Origin of the sequence: Pararhodonellum marinum, from assembly GCF_015354735.1 — a bacterium.
GTDB lineage: Bacteria > Bacteroidota > Bacteroidia > Cytophagales > Cyclobacteriaceae > Pararhodonellum > Pararhodonellum marinum.
On the sequence record NZ_JACEFJ010000001.1, the window covers coordinates 389,496 to 409,426 of the forward strand.

Here is a 19,931-nt window from a genome sequence, read left to right on the forward strand (position 1 = left end):
ATAACCTGAAACAGATGACATTTTATGAACAGGCAAAAATCCGTTGATGTAAAAGGCCCGAAATTTTATGGGAGATTGGCCTAAAAAAGCTAAATTAAACTTCCGCATTTTTGAAAAGATTTGTTATCCTTTAAAACAATAACCCCCAAAGTATCATGAGCAACAATTCATTTAAACAAGTCGGTGTCTGGATTGATCATTCCAAGGCATTATTGATCGGTCATGAAAAAGGTAAAGCTTGCCTGATAGAGACCATTGACTCCCCATATGAGAAAATCAAAAGGGAAGAAGGGGAAACCAATGACAAGACCCGTTTTTCTCCTAATCCGGAACATGCATCAAACAACGAACATCGAAAACACCAAATAGCCCAAAATGAGTTGAATGAATATTTTAAAATGCTCGAAGGCAAACTGAACAGATTTGAAGACATCATGCTCTTTGGGCCCAGTACGGCAAAAGAAAAACTCAGAAACAGGTTGAGGGGAAACAAATCCTTCGATGGAAAATGGTTATCGGTTCAGAACAGTGATAAAATGACCGACAATCAACTGCTGGCTTTTGTAAGAAACTTTTACCAGCAATAGGAAGATTTACTACAAAAGGAATTTTCTTTTTACTTCAAATTAATCTCATGCTTGTTTTGGCCAGCCTTGACTTGGAAAGCAGCTTTTTCAAACGAAGGAGGCCCGAAGGTACCTGAGGCATTATTTGAAAATCCGTAACCATCCCGTGGAATTCCGAGGGCATTTGTTCTTAATTTCCCCACATTGCGGCTGTCATGGAAAACAGACAATGCATAGGTGCCCTGCGGTAGGTCTTTAAAAGTGACGACGGCCTTGTTTCCCTCTATTTTGACTGAAGCCGATTTTACGGCTTTGTCAGGTTCATCAGGAAAACCGTCCGAACTCTTAAATAGCAGGACTCTGATTACACCATCACTGCTTTTTACATCAGCAACGGTCAATGTCAGCTCTCCATCAGCTAAGGGTAAGTTTGTCAAAACCATAAGCAAGGGCAAAAAGATGATCAATATATTTTTCATGGATATGGTGGTTAGTTTATTGAGTAGAACCTATACATAAACCATTCCAACTGATTTGTGGTGGGAAATGTTGCTTTGTACAGGTGGTATTGGTTCAAAATTAAATCAAACCATCGTTTCAAAACTGATGGAATGCTAATTAAGAATATGAAATAAACGATTTTAGGAATAAGAAACCCAGCAAAATATAATAAATTGAACATTCATCAAACCTACGATACTATGAGTTCCAGACGAAACTTTCTCCACAAAATTACCCTCTCCACCATGGTACTTCCCTTGGTCGCCAATGATGTTTTTTCGAAAACGGTTTATATGCATAACCCACCTTACCAAGGTCCTATGCTGAAAGTGGCCATTATGGGTCTGGGAAGTTATGGCAATAGAGTGGCAGAAGCCATGCAGGATTGCAAGAAAGCAAAAATTACCGGTGTGATCAGTGGTACCCCTTCCAAAATCAAAACCTGGCAAGCCAAATACAACATACCGGACAAAAACTGTTACAATTACGAAAATTTTGATCAAATCAAAGACAACCCTGACATTGATGCCGTGTACATCATCACTCCCAATGCCTTACACCACGGACAGACTTTAAGGGTAGCCAAAGCCGGCAAACATGTCATCTGCGAGAAACCCATGGCCATCAATGCCAAAGAAGGCCGGGAAATGGTAGATGCTTGCCGAGCAGCCAATGTTAAGTTACTGATTGGATACCGCATGCGCTTTGAAGCCAATACATTGGAAATCATTCGGATGAGGAAAGAAGGAGAGTTGGGTAAGGTGCTTTTTTTTCAAGGATTGAGTGGATTTAGGATAGGTGATCCCAATCAGTGGAGATTGGACAAAGATTTGGCGGGTGGGGGAGCCATGATGGATATTGGCATCTACGCCATTAATGGAGCCAGGTATATGGTAGGAGAGGAACCCATTTGGGTAACTGCACAGGAAACCAAAACGGATCCTATCAAATTCAAGGAAGGAGTAGATGAAACCATTCAGTTTCAATTAGGCTTTCCCAGTGGAGCTGTAGCTTCCTGTCTTTCAACCTACACCATGAATAACCTAGATAGGTTTTTTCTCAATGGAGACAAAGGCTTTGCAGAACTCCAACCTGCCACGGGGTATGGCCCCATAAAAGGACGTACCCACAAGGGTACATTGGAATTACCACATGTGACGCACCAAACTGTACAAATGGATGAGATGGCAGGTATAATTTTGGAAGGAAAGGAGCCCGTCATGCCAGTAGGTGGGGCTGATGGGGTCAAAGATATGGTCATCATCGATGCCATTTTTGAAGCTGTCAAAACTGGAGGAAAAATCGGATTGTCTTTATAAACAAAACATCAGTACAACGGGGGTAAGATCAGCCTGATTACCCTTTGGGCTTGTGGGGAAAGGAAAAGGCTTTTATCCTTAATTTTCAACCCTATGAATAGAAGAGATTTTCTTCAAGCCACTGTGTTGGCTGGAAGTGCATTGGCCCTGCCTACAGACTCCCTTGCTGCGGTCTTACCGGGCGCAAAAACAAAAAGTGTATTGGTCATTGGTGCCGGATTGTCAGGATTGGCTGCTGCCTATCAACTTCGACAAAAAGGAGTCCAAGTGACCTTATTGGAAGCCAGAAACAGAGTGGGTGGACGAGTCTTTTCTCATCACCCAAAAGACACCGAGGACCTGGTCATTGAGCTGGGTGCCGAGTGGGTGGGGGCCTCACACGAAAGGGTGATCGCACTCTGTGAAGAATTTAACCTCGAACTCTTCAACAATCAGTTTGATTCCCACATGATCTATGGTGGCCAATACCAAAAAGCTGGTTCATGGGATTTCTCTGAGGATATGGATGCTTTTTGGAAGCAGCTTCCGGATTGGTGGGCCAAGGTGTCAGACAAAGAAAAAATCAGGCTGGATAAGATGGATTGGTGGCGGTACCTGTCACTAAAGGGATTTGGAGAAAGGGATATGGATCTTAGGGAACTCCTTGACAGCACTGATTTTGGGGAATCCATTCGAAACGTTTCTGCTTTTTCAGCTTTGGCAGAATATGCCGAAAGCAGCGAAAAAAATGAGATGGATTTCAAAATCAAAGGAGGAAACAGCACATTGGCCGAAAAGCTGGCAGATGCCGTCGGGAGAAATAACATCCATCTCAGTCACAAAGTAGCTCGTGTAGAGCAAAACAAAAAAGGGGTGACCTTGACCTGTGAGGATGGGCAGTCTTTTTCTGCTGATAAGTTGATCTGTACCACCCCGACCGCCTCTTTGTTAAAGATTGATTGGCAGCCTGCATTGCCCAATTCAAGCCTGGAAGCCCTCCATGCCCTTCAATATGCGAGGATAGGGAAGTTTCCGGTTACCTTCACGGAACGTTTCTGGGGAGTTGAAAACTTTGATTGCGTTACAGATGGACCGGCCCACTATTTTTACCATGGGACCAAAGATCAGCCCGGTAAAGAGGGGGTTTTGATTTCCTATGCAACAGGGGATAAGGCGGATGTGCTGAATGCCCAAACACCGGAACGCCGACTTCAATTGATTCTTGATTCGCTGAAACCTGCCTTTGGCGATGTCAGTGCCTATGTCAAAGGAGACACCAAGTATTATTGGGGCAAAGACCCTTATTCTATGGGTGCCTATGCCAAGTATGGGGTGGGACAGTGGTTTGATGTCATGCCCATCTTGAAGAAAAACCACGGCAGGGTACACTTCGCAGGGGAGCATTTGGCAGATTGGCAGGGTTTTATGGAAGGAGCGATCAATTCCGGGGAAGAGGCGGCAGATGCGGTAGTGAGAGGGTGAAAAAGTGAATCTAGTATTTTTTTTGTTCGTCCTTCAGCCTTTTTTCTATTTATTTCGGACCCATCATAGACCTCTTTTCGAAAGGCAGGTAATGCTCCGCAAAAAAGGAGATCATTCAATTCCAAATAACGAAAACCTTTGGAAAATATTTATGATAAACTGTAAAACTGCGTCATGATAAGCTTTAATGAAAAACTGGATTCTCAAAGAGGTCAAAACGATCCATAGATTGCGCGGGGGGTGCCGGAAAACCGAGGGTAAGTTGGGCTTTGGAGGCTGAAGGTTTTATCCCGGCTTGACTTTTTTGGTCAAAGCCTTTCCCGTGACCACGGGGCAAAAAAGTAGGAGGAAATAGGGTATCAGAAACCAACTTAACCAAGCTATTAAAAATCCGGTGATTGATCCGATTAGTATTGATCCTGATTTGAAAAAATTGCAGTTCATTTTACCCTCACTCTGAGCGGAAGGAAGAGTCTTCGAAATTCCGGAGAGATGCCTGCCCGAAAGTCAGGCGGGCCTGCCCGAAAGTCAGGCGGGCCTGCCCGAAAGTCAGGCTGGCCTGCCCGAAAGTCAAGCGGGCCTTCCCGAAAGTCAGGCGGGCTTCGGCAGGCTCAGCATGACGTTGTAGAACAAGTTTATAAGCAGAATGAACAATCTTAGTATTCTCGGTGAGCTTCGGCAGGTTCAAAATAACTAAAACAAGAGGAAAGCGTCATCCTATTTCAGCATGACGCTTTCTTTTTGTTTATATCAAAGATAAGTTCTAGGCGTGTTTTATAGGAACAACGTAAAAGTTAACTCAATCTTCCTGTTCCAGTACTTTTTTCTTTTCTCTTTCAAACTCCTCTTGGGTAATGATGCCATCATCCAAAAGCTGCTTCAATTCTCTCAATTTTTCTGTTTTGGATTGGGAAAGGTTTTTAGTATTATCCTCTTTGATAGGGCTTGTATATCCACTCAATGGAATCATTTCATAGGTCCTCGACTCTTTGTACTTCATGGTCCAAAGAAAGGGGAACAACAAAAAAAGTCCGCCAATGATGGCTCCAGCATCTGCTTTTTCATCTCTTGAAAATCCCCCAAAAAAAGTTTCGTAACCTTCTTTTTCTAATTTTACGTCGGTTGAAGAACCTACAATTTTGGTGTCACTGTGCCGATATGGAGTTTCACCCACATATTCCCCGTTAAGGTATAGCTTGGCTCCATCAGGTCTAGAATTAATCATTGTGGTACTGGAACAGCTTGAAAACAGGATCAAACCGATGCAAAATACAGAGATGACCTGTATCATTTTTTTCTTAATCATAATCACTTTTAATCTTAGGTTTTGAATGATAAATATGGGTACAATTTGATTTTCAAATATAACTTAGTGACCCAAATTCAACGCAAAACTAAGTTTAAGTTTCTGTTATACAATAAAAAAAAGTGGATTAGTGATAAATATGTTGAAATAGTTCAAACATATTTTTTAATGTATTGAAAAGTAATCAATTACAGTCAGCCAGGTGCTTCAACGCAAATTGGCTACCTCCCTGGGCTGCGGTTTGAAGTTCACGGCAAGCTTTGGCCTGATCTTGTTCCATATAGCAATATGCCCTTCTGGCCATGGCTTCATAGTGCTTGGGTTTGGCTTTTAATACTTCATCAAAATCTTCAATGGCCCACTCTAGGTAACCGATCCGCATCAATGCCCAACCTCGGTTGTATCTTGCGGTGAGGTTGTCGGATGCATACTTAAGGTAGGTATTGAATGATGCCGCACAACCCAAGGGATCCCCGGAATGCGCTCTTGCGATGCCTTGGTAGAAATGAAGGTTGGCTTCTTTGGGCTTGATTTTCTTGGCGATCTCAAGAAACTCATCCGCTGAGCGATAATTTTTATTCATGATCATGGCCCTGCCCAATAAAAAAAGAATTTCATAATCTTCGCTGTCATGCATGGCAGCGATCAGAAGAAATTTTTCCGCTTCCACGTAGTTCTCCTGTTTCCACCTGATTTTCCCGATGCCAGCGTAAGCCTGTGCATAATTCGGTTTGAGCTTGGTGATCGTTTTATAATCCGCTATGGCTTCATCGTATTCCTCAAGTTCCTCATGGGCCCTAGCCCTTAGATGCAACGATTTCAGGTCAGTGGAACTGATAAACAGCACTTTGCTGAATTCCGAAATGGCTTTTTGATATTCCTGATTTCTAAAAAGACGCTCACCTTCACTGAAAGTCCCGAAACAAGAACTTAAAAGCAAAAAGGGTAGGATGTAAAATAGTCTGTTCTTATTCATGCCTGTAACGAAACCATAAAACTATCAGATTAGTTTTTTAAATGAAAATTTTCAGCTCTTTTTTTTATAAGTGGTTAAAAATTTGTGTATTAACCACTTGATACCATATATATTTATGTGTACTGAATTTACATTTAACGCTTCACCAGGTGTAAGCTATAAACAGCGTTACCGCCTTTTTTTATATTTTTGCTCTATATATTCCATCTCATAGGAACCGAAACCCGAATAAAGATTTTCTTCTCGGATGAAAATAAATTCTTCATCTTTTAGGCTTTTAATTTTCAAAAATCTCTCATAAATTCTGATATTTGATTCAATTTGAGGGTACCAATTTTCCTCTCCATGCCATTTTTCCTCTAACTTTAGAATTTTACCACCTAGCAAGATACTCCAAGTGCCTGAATAAGCTTTTCTATTGTCTATGAAAATAGAGAATGTTAAATCTTGATCAAATTGATAGGATACTCGGTTTAATTTAAGGTCCTCTTTTTTTATTAACAAGGTAGTATCAATCGATTGGAAATAACTTTCAGTTGAGAACGAAAAAGCGCTAAATTCATTTGGAACCACTTTTATCCTTTTCAATAACCACTCTGACCCTGTAAGTTTAGAATTAAAAATTTCAATCTCGTCCTCACCTAACTTTGGCACTTTTATGAATCTGACTTTTTTCTCGATTCCACGAATCCAACCCTTAAATATAATCTCATTGTTTTTTATTTCTTCTAACTGAAGTATTATGTAATCATTTCTTCCATACGATACATTTAGGTTTAAAAGAATTTGTCCATTGACAGCCTTTACGGTCCAAAATCCCAATTCCTGAAAAATTTTCTCATTATACATGTCGAATCTATCAAAAGAATAAACGTTTTCCATATATTCTCTCATTGTGTAAGCCTCTCTGTCAATAGAATCAAATGAGAAATATCTTTCCCCGCTACTATCGTCTTTAAATTCCCATTCCGTGCCTTTCAAAGCTGAGAACAGTTGTTGTGCCGAATAGCGGTTATTGCCTTCATTAAAAGTTTTAAAAATTACGGTTTCTCCGTATATATCAATTTTTAATATTGAATCATTTTGTAAAGAATACTTTGTCTCGACTCCGGAATAAAACATACTGTCCCCCTTTATTGAATAAGAAACTAGTGTGTCCTTTTCCCATCCAAAGAGTATTGCTTCAATAGAATCCTTCTTAAAGGTTATAATCTGCTGAAAGTCGGTGATTGATGTTTCCCCATTTTCGTTAATACTTCCAATCGGCATCCATGTTTTATAGAGCTTTGAGATTGTTTGACTGTTTCCTGAATAGGAAAATAATGAAAGGATAAAAAAGAATATGACCTGTTTCATTCATTGGCGGTAACTAACGGGTGATACCTATAAAACACCCTTCGTGCTCGGCAATTGGTGGATATTCTGGAGGTCTCTCTTGACCGCCATTTTGATGGCTCTTGCCAGACCTTTGAAAATGGCCTCGATTTTATGGTGCTCGTTCTGACCTTCTGCCTTGATGTTCAGGTTGCATTTGGCGGTATCGCTGAATGATTTAAAGAAATGAAAAAACATTTCGGTCGGCATGTCTCCAATCTTTTCTCGTTTGAATTCGGCGTCCCACACCATCCACGGGCGCCCCCCAAAATCGATGGCTACCTGTGCCAACACATCATCCATTGGTAGGAGAAATCCATACCGATAAATGCCTTTTTTGTCCCCAAGGGCTTTCAGGTAAGCTTCACCCAGAGCCAAAGCGGTATCTTCAATGGTATGGTGTTCGTCAATATGAAGGTCGCCTTTGACTTTAATGGTCAAATCCGTGCTGCCATGTTTACCCAACTGTTCCAGCATGTGATCAAAAAAGGGCAGTCCGGTGGAAATGTCACATTTCCCGCTTCCGTCAAGGTTCAATGAGATCTGAATGTCTGTTTCTGATGTTTTCCTACTGATGGTAGCAGACCTGGCAGGCAATTTCAGGTAAGTAAATATTTCATCCCAATCCCAGGTAGAAAAGCTCGCATCGGGATGAGGCTCACCAATGAATATTGATTGGGCACCCATGTTTTGGGCCAATTGAATATCTGTGGCCCGGTCTCCAATGACAAAAGAATTCTTCAAATCATAATCCCCGTTTAAGTAAGCCGTAAGCATGCCTGTCCGGGGCTTCCTTGTTGGGGCGTTTTCATGCTCAAAGGATTTGTCTATGTGTATGGCGGTAAAAATGACCCCCTCTTGCTCCAAAGTTTTCAGCATTTTATATTGAGCGGGCCAAAAATCCTTTTCGGGGAAGGAATCCGTACCCAAACCATCCTGATTGGTGACCAGAACCAATTCAAAATCTGTTTCCTCAGCGATTTTTCTTAGGTTTGATATGGCCTTGGGCAGAAACTCCAGTTTTTCAAGGCTATCTACCTGAAAATCCACTGGAGGTTCTTTGATGATGGTACCATCCCTGTCTATAAAAAGCACTTTTTTCATGGTATTGGATTAAAGTCTATTTGTTTGCAATAGGGTTTGGAAAAGCAGCCATGGCCTGTAGAAGCAGCTCATTTTCTGATCGGGTGCCTACGGAAATTCTCAAGCAACCTTCACCATGTACTACCTTGGACCGGTCCCTTACGATTACTTTTTTTGAAATCAAATACGCATACATGGCTTTGGGCTCAGGCAGTTTAACCAATAAGAAATTGGCATGGCTGGGATAAATTTTTTGCACAAGTGGCAATTTGGTTAGCGCTTTCAAAAGATAGTCCCTTTCCTCGAGAATATCCTTGACCATCTTTTCTTTTTTGGCAACGTCCTGCAAGGCTTCAGCCACCAATTCCTGACTCAGCTGATTGATGTTGTAAGGGGGTTTGATCAGGTTCAGAATATGAATCAATTCAGGACTTGCGAAGGCCAATCCCAATCTCAAACCTGCCAAACCCCAGGCTTTGGAGAAAGTTTGCATAATGACCAGATTGGGATATCGGTTCAACTCTTCAATAAAGCTAGGCTCATCACTGAAGTCAATGTAGGCTTCATCTATGACCACCAAACCCTCAAATCCTTCCACCACTTGTCTGATGGCTGACCTTTCCAGCTTATTGCCACTGGGATTGTTCGGAGAACAAATGAATATCATCTTCGTCTCAGCATCCACGGCAGACAATACGGCATTAGGATCCATTTGAAAATCGGGGCTCAAATTGACTTTTTTGGTGGCCACATCATTGATTCCTGCACTCACCTCATACATTCCATAAGTGGGAGGCAGCAGAATCACATTGTCTTTTCCTGGCTGACAAAAAGCCCTGAAAAGCAAGTCAATGGCTTCATCGCTTCCGTTTCCAACGAAAATCTGTTCCGAATCGATGTTTTTGACCAAGCCTATTTTGACCTTCAAGTCCCGTTGATAAGGGTCGGGATATCGGTTGTATGCGGCAGCGGTGATAGACCCAAATGGGTTTTCATTGGCATCCAGAAAGACCCCTTCTTTGCCACTGTATTCGTCTCTGGCAGAGGAATAAGGCTTCAATTTAAGGATATGGGGCCTAAGTAATTTGTCTAATTGGAAAGCCATTAATGGTGATTTTTTATATAGGCCAAACGGATACTTACAGCCTGCTTATGGGCTTCCAAAAGCTCATTTTTTGCCATGATTTCGACGGTTGGACCCAATTGCTGCAATCCTTTGGCAGTAATTTTCTGATAGGTTATTTTTTTGACAAAGCTGTCCAAAGAAACCCCACTGTAATTGCGTGCATATCCATTGGTCGGAAGGGTATGGTTGGTTCCGGAGGCATAATCTCCAGCCGCTTCTGGGGTAAAATTCCCTATAAATACAGATCCTGCATTGACAATACCATTTACCACTTCTTCCTCATTGGCCACTGCGATGATGAGGTGTTCAGGAGCGTAATAGTTGATCAATTCCAGTGCCTTGGTTTCATTGGACATGACTATGGCCACGCTATGGGAGAGGGCCTTGCGGGCCATTTCCTTTCGCGGTAATTTTTCCAGTTGTTCATCAACGGACTTCAGGACTTTTTTGGCCACTTTTTCTGTAGATGCCACCAAGACTACCTGACTGTCAGCACCATGTTCAGCTTGGGAAAGTAAATCCGAAGCCACAAATTCAGGGATGGCGGTGTCATCGGCATAGACCAAAACCTCCGATGGACCTGCAGGCATGTCTATGGCCACGCCTAAGTTGGTAGCCAACTGCTTGGCTGCTGTGACATACTGGTTCCCCGGACCAAAAATCTTATCCACTTTAGGCACTGATTCTGTCCCATAAGTCATGGCTGCGACGGCTTGCGCACCACCTGCTTTGACAATTTTGTCTATCCCTATCAAATCTGCGGTGTAAAGGATTGCCGGATGAATTTTACCCTCCTTGTTGGGTGGGGTGCAAAGTACAATCTCCTCACATCCGGCAAGGTTGGCCGGTATGCCCAGCATCAAAACCGTAGAGAACAATGGGGCGGTCCCTCCGGGGATGTACAATCCAACCTTTTGGATGGGAATGCTTTTTCGCATGCAGGTGACCCCTTCCATCACCTCAACCTCAAGGGTTGGGCTTTCCTGAGCCAAATGAAATTTCTCAATGTTTTCTTTAGCGACATGGATTGCGGCTTTCAACTCAGCATCCAAGTGGTCTTTGGCCTCTTGGATTTCTTCCCTGGTGACCAAGAGTTTTTTGATTTCCACATGGTCGTATTCCAAGGCAAATTTTTTCAACGCCTTATCACCTTGCCTTTTGACTTTGGCCATGATTGGCTTGATGATTTTTTTGATGTCCTTCATTTTATGCACAGGTCTGTCCAGTGCTTTTTTCCATTCGGAAGGGGTGGGGTTTAAAATGATTTTCATGCGGTGGTTGTGTCTAAGATCAATACTGATGGTAGAGAAGCTTCTGGTTTATAGGATCATTTTCTCTATGGGTACTACAAGGATTCCCTCAGCCCCTGCTGCCCGTAATCCTTCAATGTTTTCCCAAAATTGATCCTCACTGATCACAGAATGAACCGAGGACCAGCCTTTTTGGGCAAGGGGAAGGATGGTTGGGCTTCTCATGCCCGGAATTAGCTTGGCGATTTTGTCCAGGGATTCGTTTGGCGCATTCATCAGGACATATTTGTTGCTTTTTCCTTTTTGAACTGCATTCATCCGGAAAAGCAGCTTGTCTACGATTTCCTTTTTTTCATCGGAAAGATTCAGGTGGCTGATCAGTACAGCTTCTGATTTGAAAATGGTCTCCACTTCTTTGAGACCATTCATCATCAAGGTGGATCCGGAACTTACGATATCGCAGATGCCTTCCGCGAGTCCGATGCTGGGGGCAATCTCCACTGAACCACTGATTTCATGGATCGCTGCTTTTATCTGGTTGGCCTGTAGAAAATCACTTAGGATTTTGGGGTAGGAGGTGGCGATGTTTTTGCCTTCAAAATATGACAGGCCCGGATAGTTTTCGCCTTTTGGAATGGCCAGGGAAAGTCGGCACTTGGAAAAACCGAGTTTTTTGAGCACCTCAACTGTTTTGTCCTTTTCTACCAGCTCGTTTTCGCCCACGATGCCCAGATCAGCTACCCCATCAGCCACATATCCCGGAATATCATCATCTCTCAGAAATAGGAATTCGATGGGGAAGTTGGTGGAGGTGGATTTTAATTTGCCAGTCCCGTTGTAAAATTTGATACCACATTCCTTGATCAGCGAAAGCGAATCCTCACTTAATCGGCCGCTTTTCTGAACTGCGATGCGAATGATGTTTTTCATGGGTTAAATATACAAATATGAAAAGATAACGATTTGATTTTTGCTAAGGACCGATTGAAGGGTCCCGAAGTAGAGAATGATCAATGTAAATGATTGATCAGGAATGATGGAAATGATGATGCATGACCGGATAGGTCTTAAAAAAAGAATGGTTGGAAGTATTTAAAACAGCCTTGTTCATCACAGTTGACAAATTTAAGTCAGAATTTATAACATCCAAAAATACCACATTGTTTTTGGTGCCCCTAGTGCAAATTCATAATTTATGAAATGTTGGCAAGAAAGTTGATCTAAACACAAAAATATATATATAAGATTCATTTTAATATATATTAATGTTATATTTGGTCGTTATACACAACAATGACAACAAAACAGGTTGGATCATATATTTTTCAAATGCCTTCCTGCATGCTTAACCCCATGTTTCACCTAAATTGTGTTAGCAAATGAGATTGATAAAAAGTAAAAAAAACCTCCTCTATTTGCCTTTTTTGGTAATTTTTGTCTGCTTTGTCAACGCACAGCAGATTCATTCCCTTGATGCCTTGAGCGATGAAGGATTTTCCTTTAAATCCATGAAAAACGTATCCATTTTCAGCGAAGAAGCGCAAGCTGATTTTGCGGTGATGTTGGAAACGGACCCAAATGGAGATCCAAAAAGCATCATGTTGTACCAACCGGACTTCAAAGAAGTATTTCAGTTGCACCAAAGTTTCGAGAATCAGGAGGAAGCCTTGGCATATTTTAAAGGTCTGAAAAACAAAAAAGAAAGTCAGCTTGAAGCATATGCTCCAGGTGTAGCCCCTAATCAGATTTATACTTTGGTGACCAACGAAGGCAAACTGGCCAAAGTGCTCATTTTATCTACCGAAATTACAAGTCAGGTGTTGCCAAACAAGGTGTTGTACACCCAACCTTTGATTACCTTCAAGGCGGATTTAATTGATTGATTTAACCTCCTGACTTTTTGGCTTTGTAACCCATTTCCTGAAGATAAACCAGGATTTTATCCCGATGATCACCTTGTATGAGGATTTCCCCTTCCTTGGCACTTCCGCCTACCCCACATTTGTTTTTCAGGGATTTGGCGAGGTCCTTCAAATCATCATCGGATCCTACAAACCCTTCGATTAAAGTGACTTGTTTACCACCGCGCGACTTTCTGTCCAGCAGGATTTTGAGTATTTGTTTGGAAGGAGGGAGGGTTTCTTCGTTGAAACCTTCCCCTGAATCAAATTCAAAATCATTTCGTGTGGAATAGACCATTCCTTCCCGGTTTTTCCAATCGTTTTTCTTCTGCTTACTCATTACTTTTATTTGACTTTCATCGTCCAAACAGGCCTTTTGGCATGATTGACGACGTCTTCTGCTATGCTTCCGCTCAGAAGGTGTAAAAACCCGGTACGACCGTGGGTTGCCATGGCAATCATATCCGCATCGATGTCTTCCGCATACTCTATGATGCCTTCTTCTTCGGAGGAGCTGTTGTAAATTTCCACATGCGTATTATCCAAATTATGTTTTTTGGCGAATTCAGCGATGGTTTTTTTGGACGTACGGCTGCTTTCAAAGAGACTGGGTGTGTTGATTTTTACCAGATATAGGTCTGCGTCCAACATTTCCTGAATTTTTTTCAGCTGTTTCATGACAGAGTTGCTTTTTTCCTTAAAATCACTGGCAAAGACTATTTTACTGATTTTATCCACCGTGATGGCCTTTTTTATCGTAATGACCGGACAATCAGCATACCGAACTACTTTTTCTGTATTGGAGCCTATCAAAAACTCTTCGAGCCCACTTGATCCTTTGGAACCCATGACCACTATGTCGGCTTTCTCTTCTGCAATTTCTTTGGAGATACCTGCGTAGGGATTGCCGAAAAGCAACTTGGTACTGAATTTAAATGGTCGGTCAGCATAATTTTCCCTCAATTCGGCCATTTGTTTTTTTCGCTTATCCATCAACTCGATCATGTAGATTTGATTGATCTGATCTCCTCCTAGACTAGCTTCTCCCATGGTATTGAAACTTTGGGAACCCGGGAGTTCTATCACATGGACCAATTGTAAGTGTGCATTTATTTTGGAGGCGAGGCCTTCAGCAAATTCGAGGGCATTTTGAGCTTCTTCGGAAAAATCAAAGGGTACTAAAATGGTTTTCATAACGGGGGTTTTTAGGTTAAAATATCAGGCAGTAAAATACAAAAAAATAAACGAATTTTGGCCTAGCAAATTGCTTATTTAGAAATAAAGCAGCCCTGTTCCGAAAAGTAAGACCCAAACCAAAGTGGCAATGGCCATTTTTTTCAGGTAGGGATCGAGCGCAATTGGGTCTTTCAGGTTTTGTACAGCCTGACCAGTTTTTACCATAAGCAGGGTTGCCAGCAAAGCCAATAAAGCACCGTACGATTGGGTATACAGTACAAATACCAAAAGCGCTAAGTTTCCAACGAGCACCAATGCCCAATTGTATCTGACAGCAGCTTTTCTTCCTATCCTTACCGGGATGGATTTTTTTCCGGCTTCCCGATCGGAATCAATGTCTCGGATGTTGTTGATATTCAACACACTGGTACTGAAACAGCCCAGAGAAACCGCAGGCAGCAAGAGCAGATTGGAAAAACTCAGTCCGTGCAGATAATATGTTCCCAAAACCCCCAATAACCCAAAAAACGCAAACACAGAAACATCTCCAAAACCTAGGTATCCATAGGGTTTGGTACCCGAAGTGTAGGTTATTGCAGCATAGATGGCAAGCAGTCCTAAAAATAGAAAAAGCATAAAAACCCAAAAATCCTGCAAGGCCAAATAAAGTAAAGTTAGACCACTGACAAATGCCATTCCACCCAACAAATACATGGCTTGCTTCATCTCAGTTGGACTGATGATGCCTGATTGTACGGCTCTGATTGGACCTTTTCGTGAAGCACTGTCGGCACCGTGCACACTGTCCCCATAATCATTGGACAAATTGGACAGGATCTGTAAAAGAATGGTGGTCAAAGCAGAAAGGAGAAAAATTTCCCAACGAAAAATACCATTGTAAGCGGCAATAAAACTGGCCATCAATATGCTGGATAGGGCCAGCGGCAAAGTCCTGGGTCTAATGGCATGTATCCAGGCTTGCTTTTTTCCGTTGAGTACTGCGTCCACTTGAATTTTTTCCAAACCTAACAAAAAGACCTGTTTTCTCACAGAAAACAGGTCTTTTGACTGTTTTTTATTTTAGGCATTGATGGCCGAAATGATTTCTTCATCCATGGGGTTGATGGCAGAAGGGAAAAATTTCTTCAGGTTACCATTTTCATCGATCAAATATTTGCAGAAATTCCAAGTGGGTTCCTTATCATTCCATCCATTCATGTTTTTGTCAGACAACCATCTGTAAAGCGGATGCTTGTCCACCCCTTTGACAGAGATCTTGTCAAACATCTGGAAAGTGACTCCATAGTTTTCCGTACAAAACTGTTTGATGTTCTCATTGGTGCCGGGTTCCTGCCCGCCAAAATTATTGGCAGGAAAGCCCAAAATCGCCACTTTATCTCCATGTTTTTCATTCAACTCCTGTAGGTCAGCATACTGTGGGGTATACCCGCATTTTGATGCCACGTTTACTACCAGGACTTTTTTACCTTTGAATTGGCTGAGGTCTACCTCATTGCCATCAATATCGTTTACTTTGAAATCGTAAAATGATTTTTCCAATTGCATTTCGTCAGGGTTAAAATTTGATTCAGGTTCCGAGCTTTTGGACTGTCCACAGGCCAAAGCAATAAAAGCAAAAACAAGGATTGAGGTTTTCATCATAAGTAGGGAGTTAGGGTTACATCCGCTCTGGGACATCTATGCCAAGTAACTGCATTCCCCAGCGGATTGTTTTGGCCACCTGGAAGGAAAGCGCTACCCTAAATGCCTGTTGGGAGCTGTCTTTTTCTGAGAATATGGGTAATTCCGCATAAAAGCGGTTGTATTCTTTTGCCACATCGTAAAGGTACTGGGCCAAGATCGAAGGTGTCATTTCATCCGCAGCCTGTACAATTTTCTTTTCGTATTCAAAGAGCATTTTCACCAAGCTCTGTTCTACATCTGCCATGCCTGTCAACTGCCCGAATCCCGATTGGGTATAATCTACTCCGATCTGATCCGCTTTTCTGAGGATAGCTGAAATTCTTGCATGGGAATATTGGATAAATGGCCCCGTGTTTCCCTGGAATTCGATGGATTCCTGTGGGTTAAACAACATGCGCTTTTTAGGGTCTACCTTTAACAGGAAATACTTGAGTGCCCCCATGCCCAGTTGCTCATAAAGTAGGTGAGCTTCTTTTTCGGAAAAGCCATCTATTTTGCCCAATTCTTTGGTGTGCGCTTCAGCAGTAGCTACCATTTCAGCCATAAGTTCATCGGCATCCACCACAGTGCCTTCCCTGGATTTCATCTTGCCACTCGGCAAATCCACCATCCCGTAAGAGAGGTGAAAGAGGCCGTCTCCATAAGGTCTGCCCAGTTTCCGCATGATCTTAAAGAGCACATCAAAGTGGTAATCCTGCTCATTGCCTACCACATAAACCGATTTGTTGATTTTATAGTCAGCGTATTTGAGGTCGCAGGTTCCCATGTCCTGGGTGATGTATACCGATGTGCCATCACCGCGCAAAACCAGTTTTTCGTCCAGTCCTTCATCACTCAAGTCCACCCACACAGATCCGTTTTCTTTCTTGAAAAACACGCCTTTCTGAAGGCCTTCTTCTACGATGTCTTTGCCGAGTAGGTAGGTGTCAGATTCATAATAATACCGGTCAAAGTCCACCCCCATTTTTCTATAGGTAGATTCAAAACCTGCATATACCCAACCGTTCATGGTTTTCCATAAAGAGACCGTTTCGGCATCGTTGGCTTCCCATTTTCGGAGCATTTGCTGTGCTTCCAGGATTAAAGGGGCCTCTTTCTTGGCTTGTTCCTCGGAGATTCCCTGATCCATCAGTTGCTGGATTTCCTTTTTGTAAGCCTTATCAAAGATCACATAATACTTCCCAACCAAATGATCTCCTTTGATACCGGCAGTCTCTGGAGTTTCCTCTTGGCCATGATGGAGGTAGGCCACCATGGATTTACAGATGTGGATGCCTCGGTCGTTGATCAGATTGGCTTTGATGACTTCATAGCCGGCGGCTTTCATGATTTCAGCCAGCGCATATCCCAAAAAGATATTGCGCATGTGACCCAGGTGAAGGGGTTTGTTGGTGTTTGGAGAGCTGTATTCCACCATTACCCGTTGTCCATTGGAGGGAAGCTTTAGCGGATCTGTATTTTCCAGCAAGGACCTGAAGATATCCAGCCATTGGGAATCGGAGACGCTTAAGTTTAGAAAACCTTTGACCACGTTGTACCCTGAAATGATGTCCGAATGAGTCAAAAGGTAGGCTCCCAAAGCCTCGGCGCCTGCTTCCGGGGCTTTCTTGGTCATCTTGGAATAAGGAAACATCACAAAAGTATAGTTTCCCTCAAATTCTTTCCGGGTAGGTTGCAAGGCCAGTTCATCCAGGGAAACGGGATGGTTAAAAAGTACCTCAAAGGCCTTTTGTATATCAACTAATATCTGGTTTTCTATATTCATGTTTAAGAGGGTAATCCGTGCGATAACTTCAATTGGCAGGAATTTAAACGGGTTGGATTAGAAATTCTCCACCAAAGAGGCAGTAGTGGCTTCAAGCACTTCAAAGGCATTTTCAGCCATAAAGTTCTCTGTATCCAAGGTAGGGTTAACTTCCACAATCTCCCAACAACACACCCTCTTGTCTTTGATCAATTCCGTATTTAAGGCGATGGCTTCTTCTACGGTAAGACCATGGGCCACGGGTGTGCCCGTGCCAACAGAAATAGAGCTGTCTAAGCTGTCCACATCAAAGGAGATGTAAATCTGATCGCATGATTTCAGCGTATCCAAAGCCGCCTTGGCAATGGCTGAAATGCCTTTTTCCCGCACTTCATCCGTGGTAAAATTACGGATGCCATGTTTTTGCATCAGGTGGTTTTCCGGTTCTTCTGTATCCCTTACAGAGATGAAGACAATATCTTCGGGATTTATTTTCGGAAAATCCCCGCCGATTTTCTTGATTTTGTTCCAATAAGCCTGGGTATCTTCATCAGGTTCATTGATCTGACAGGCTAAGTTATCCTCCTGAAGACACATGGCCAAGGGCATTCCGTGCATGTTTCCGGAGGGCGTCGTGAAGGGTGTGTGAAGATCCGCATGGGCATCTATCCAGATGACGCCTAGCCTTTGATCTGGCTGGGCAGCCTTAATGCCCATAATGGTTCCCGCCGCAGTGGAGTGGTCTCCAGCCAACACAATAAGGAATTTTTTTTCAAGCCGTTGTGATTCTATGGTGCTGTAAACGTTTTTGAGTACCTGGTAAACGCCATCTATGTATTTGGCATGTCTAAAACGGTTGCCTTTCCATAGGTAATTGTTGGCATCTGGAACATTGATGGGATCGAATTTGGTGAAGAAATTTGACTTCTTGTCCAGACTGGCGATTTTAAGGGCATCTATGCCTAAACTGGCGCCTCTGGTTCCGGCGGCGATCTCCGACCTCACTTCTACGAGTACAATGTCTCTTGTCATGTCATGTTTGGGTTTTCCCTGGTTAAATGCTAGGGGTTTTGAGTTCGCAAAAGTAGCTAATTTAACTCAAAAGTCCATTTTCAGGATGGAATTAGGAAAAGGTTTTCTTTTGTGTTGTGGTTGGAAGACTTAAGACCGAAGACTTTTGTTATCTTTAGTTCTTATCTTTTTGTTAAAATCAGATACTTACACCATGATTGAGTCCAAGCTGCCACAGGTAGGCACCACCATTTTCACTGTCATGTCCAAAATGGCTTCTGATTATGGAGCCATCAATCTCTCTCAGGGGTTCCCTGGCTTTGACTGCGATCCGCATTTGGTTGCACTTGTCAATAAATACATGAAAACGGGCCACAACCAATATGCGCCTATGAGCGGAGTTCCGGTTTTCCGGGAGATATTGGCTGAAAAAACCAGTTCGGTTTACGGAGTTCAGTATGACCCGGAGGAGGAAGTGACCATTGTGTCAGGTGCTACAGAGGCTTTGTATGCGGCTGTTACGGCGGTGGTCAGGCCTGGGGATGAGGTCATTTTATTGGAACCCAACTACGACAGTTACGCCCCGGCAGTGGAATTGAATGGAGGTATGCCGATTTATGTGTCCTTAAACCTGCCTGATTTTTCCATAGACTGGAATAAAGTAGAGGAGGCCATCACCGAAAGGACCAAAGCCATCATGGTCAATACCCCGCACAATCCCGGAGGGTATGTTTGGACCAAGGCGGATTTGGATAATTTGGCAGCTTTAATTCAGGACGAGGAGATTTTTGTCATCAGTGATGAAGTGTACGAACACATTGTATTTGACGGAAATCAGCACCACTCGCTCATGACCCATCCGGTGCTGAAGGCCAGGACCTTTGTTTGTGGTTCTTTTGGCAAAACCTACCATGTGACAGGCTGGAAGATCGGTTACTGTCTTGCCCCAAAAGAGTTGACTCGGGAATTTAGAAAAGTCCATCAGTTCATCACCTTCAGCTCGGCTACTCCATTGCAATATGCTTTGGCAGAGTACCTGAAAGAGCCGGCACATTACTTGGATTTACCTAAGTTTTATCAGATAAAGCGGGATTTTTTCTGTGCGGGACTTCAATCCACGCCTTTTAAGTTTACACCTGCTCAGGGGAGTTTTTTCCAAACCGTGGGCTACGGGCACCTGAGCGATGAAAGTGATTTTGACTTGGCGGTCAGGATGACGCAGCAACTTGGTGTGGCCTGCATCCCGGTTTCGGTATTTTACAAGGAAAAAACCGACCATAAATTGATCCGGTTTTGTTTTGCAAAGGAAGAGGACGAACTTGAACAGGCTTTGGAGCGGTTGAGGAGACTAAAATTTGAATAATGAAATACCATCTTTCGATGAAGATTTGGACGATACTTGTGGATATTAATAACTGATATTGCTGGATATT

General features: G+C 42.8%; 19 protein-coding genes. 5 read left to right on the plus strand and 14 right to left on the minus strand.

What is annotated here, in order from left to right:
* The first annotated feature begins 155 nt into the window (after positions 1-155).
* Entirely contained in the window at positions 156-587 is a 432-nt protein-coding gene (locus H1A14_RS01670) for a hypothetical protein (protein WP_194774461.1), read from the plus strand.
* Between the two features lie 29 nt (positions 588-616).
* On the opposite strand, the gene H1A14_RS01675 is transcribed toward H1A14_RS01670, so the two are convergent.
* Entirely contained in the window at positions 617-1,045 is a 429-nt protein-coding gene (locus tag H1A14_RS01675; protein ID WP_194774462.1) for a DUF2141 domain-containing protein, read from the minus strand.
* A 222-nt stretch (positions 1,046-1,267) separates the two neighbouring features.
* Between H1A14_RS01675 and H1A14_RS01680 the strand changes: the two genes are divergently transcribed.
* Both H1A14_RS01680 and H1A14_RS01685 read left to right on the plus strand, forming a co-directional pair.
* Positions 1,268-2,386: a Gfo/Idh/MocA family protein gene (locus H1A14_RS01680; RefSeq protein ID WP_194774463.1), complete on the plus strand. Its 1,119-nt coding sequence runs from the start codon at positions 1,268-1,270 to the stop codon at positions 2,384-2,386.
* A gap of 93 nt (positions 2,387-2,479) precedes the next feature.
* Positions 2,480-3,847, plus strand: a complete 1,368-nt coding sequence (locus H1A14_RS01685; protein ID WP_194774464.1) for a flavin monoamine oxidase family protein — start codon at positions 2,480-2,482, stop codon at positions 3,845-3,847.
* Between the two features lie 799 nt (positions 3,848-4,646).
* Here the strand turns inward: H1A14_RS01685 and H1A14_RS01690 are convergent.
* From H1A14_RS01690 to hisG, 7 genes are all read right to left on the minus strand, one after another.
* Positions 4,647-5,153 carry a PEGA domain-containing protein gene (locus tag H1A14_RS01690; protein WP_194774465.1) on the minus strand — a complete coding sequence of 169 codons (507 nt, stop codon included), beginning with the start codon at positions 5,151-5,153 and terminating at the stop codon, positions 4,647-4,649.
* A gap of 184 nt (positions 5,154-5,337) precedes the next feature.
* Positions 5,338-6,129: a tetratricopeptide repeat protein gene (locus H1A14_RS01695; RefSeq protein WP_194774466.1), complete on the minus strand. Its 792-nt coding sequence runs from the start codon at positions 6,127-6,129 to the stop codon at positions 5,338-5,340.
* A 168-nt stretch (positions 6,130-6,297) separates the two neighbouring features.
* Positions 6,298-7,485, minus strand: a complete 1,188-nt coding sequence (locus H1A14_RS01700; RefSeq protein ID WP_194774467.1) for a hypothetical protein — start codon at positions 7,483-7,485, stop codon at positions 6,298-6,300.
* Positions 7,486-7,512: 27 nt separating this feature from the next.
* The gene (gene hisB, locus H1A14_RS01705) at positions 7,513-8,607 is read right to left on the minus strand and encodes a bifunctional histidinol-phosphatase/imidazoleglycerol-phosphate dehydratase HisB (RefSeq protein WP_194774468.1); all 1,095 of its coding nucleotides are present in this window, start codon (positions 8,605-8,607) and stop codon (positions 7,513-7,515) included.
* Positions 8,608-8,623: 16 nt separating this feature from the next.
* Positions 8,624-9,691: a histidinol-phosphate transaminase gene (gene hisC, locus H1A14_RS01710; RefSeq protein WP_194774469.1), complete on the minus strand. Its 1,068-nt coding sequence runs from the start codon at positions 9,689-9,691 to the stop codon at positions 8,624-8,626.
* Positions 9,691-10,983 carry a histidinol dehydrogenase gene (hisD, locus tag H1A14_RS01715; protein WP_194774470.1) on the minus strand — a complete coding sequence of 431 codons (1,293 nt, stop codon included), beginning with the start codon at positions 10,981-10,983 and terminating at the stop codon, positions 9,691-9,693. The genes hisC and hisD overlap by 1 nt, the downstream gene beginning before the upstream one ends.
* Before the next feature lie 48 nt (positions 10,984-11,031).
* Entirely contained in the window at positions 11,032-11,892 is an 861-nt protein-coding gene (gene hisG / locus H1A14_RS01720) for an ATP phosphoribosyltransferase (protein ID WP_194774471.1), read from the minus strand.
* A 449-nt stretch (positions 11,893-12,341) separates the two neighbouring features.
* Here hisG and H1A14_RS01725 point away from each other — a divergent pair, with 449 nt between their 5' ends.
* Entirely contained in the window at positions 12,342-12,845 is a 504-nt protein-coding gene (locus H1A14_RS01725; RefSeq protein ID WP_194774472.1) for a hypothetical protein, read from the plus strand.
* A 1-nt stretch (position 12,846) separates the two neighbouring features.
* On the opposite strand, the gene H1A14_RS01730 is transcribed toward H1A14_RS01725, so the two are convergent.
* The 6 genes from H1A14_RS01730 to H1A14_RS01755 form a co-directional block, all read right to left on the minus strand.
* Complete coding sequence (locus H1A14_RS01730; RefSeq protein WP_194774473.1) at positions 12,847-13,203, minus strand: translation initiation factor; 357 nt, start codon at positions 13,201-13,203, stop codon at positions 12,847-12,849.
* Positions 13,204-13,208: 5 nt separating this feature from the next.
* Positions 13,209-14,057, minus strand: a complete 849-nt coding sequence (locus H1A14_RS01735) for a universal stress protein (protein WP_194774474.1) — start codon at positions 14,055-14,057, stop codon at positions 13,209-13,211.
* Positions 14,058-14,135: 78 nt separating this feature from the next.
* The gene (locus tag H1A14_RS01740) at positions 14,136-15,047 is read right to left on the minus strand and encodes a 1,4-dihydroxy-2-naphthoate polyprenyltransferase (protein WP_194774857.1); all 912 of its coding nucleotides are present in this window, start codon (positions 15,045-15,047) and stop codon (positions 14,136-14,138) included.
* A gap of 72 nt (positions 15,048-15,119) precedes the next feature.
* Positions 15,120-15,698 (minus strand): glutathione peroxidase, encoded by a 579-nt coding sequence (locus H1A14_RS01745; RefSeq protein ID WP_194774858.1) that lies wholly within the window; start codon positions 15,696-15,698, stop codon positions 15,120-15,122.
* A gap of 19 nt (positions 15,699-15,717) precedes the next feature.
* Entirely contained in the window at positions 15,718-17,508 is a 1,791-nt protein-coding gene (argS, locus tag H1A14_RS01750) for an arginine--tRNA ligase (protein ID WP_194774475.1), read from the minus strand.
* 57 nt (positions 17,509-17,565) lie between these two features.
* Positions 17,566-18,519, minus strand: a complete 954-nt coding sequence (locus H1A14_RS01755) for an arginase (protein WP_194774476.1) — start codon at positions 18,517-18,519, stop codon at positions 17,566-17,568.
* A 193-nt stretch (positions 18,520-18,712) separates the two neighbouring features.
* Here H1A14_RS01755 and H1A14_RS01760 point away from each other — a divergent pair, with 193 nt between their 5' ends.
* A complete protein-coding gene (locus H1A14_RS01760; protein WP_194774477.1) occupies positions 18,713-19,861 on the plus strand; it encodes a methionine aminotransferase in 1,149 nt (382 codons plus the stop codon).
* The last annotated feature ends 70 nt before the right edge of the window (positions 19,862-19,931 follow it).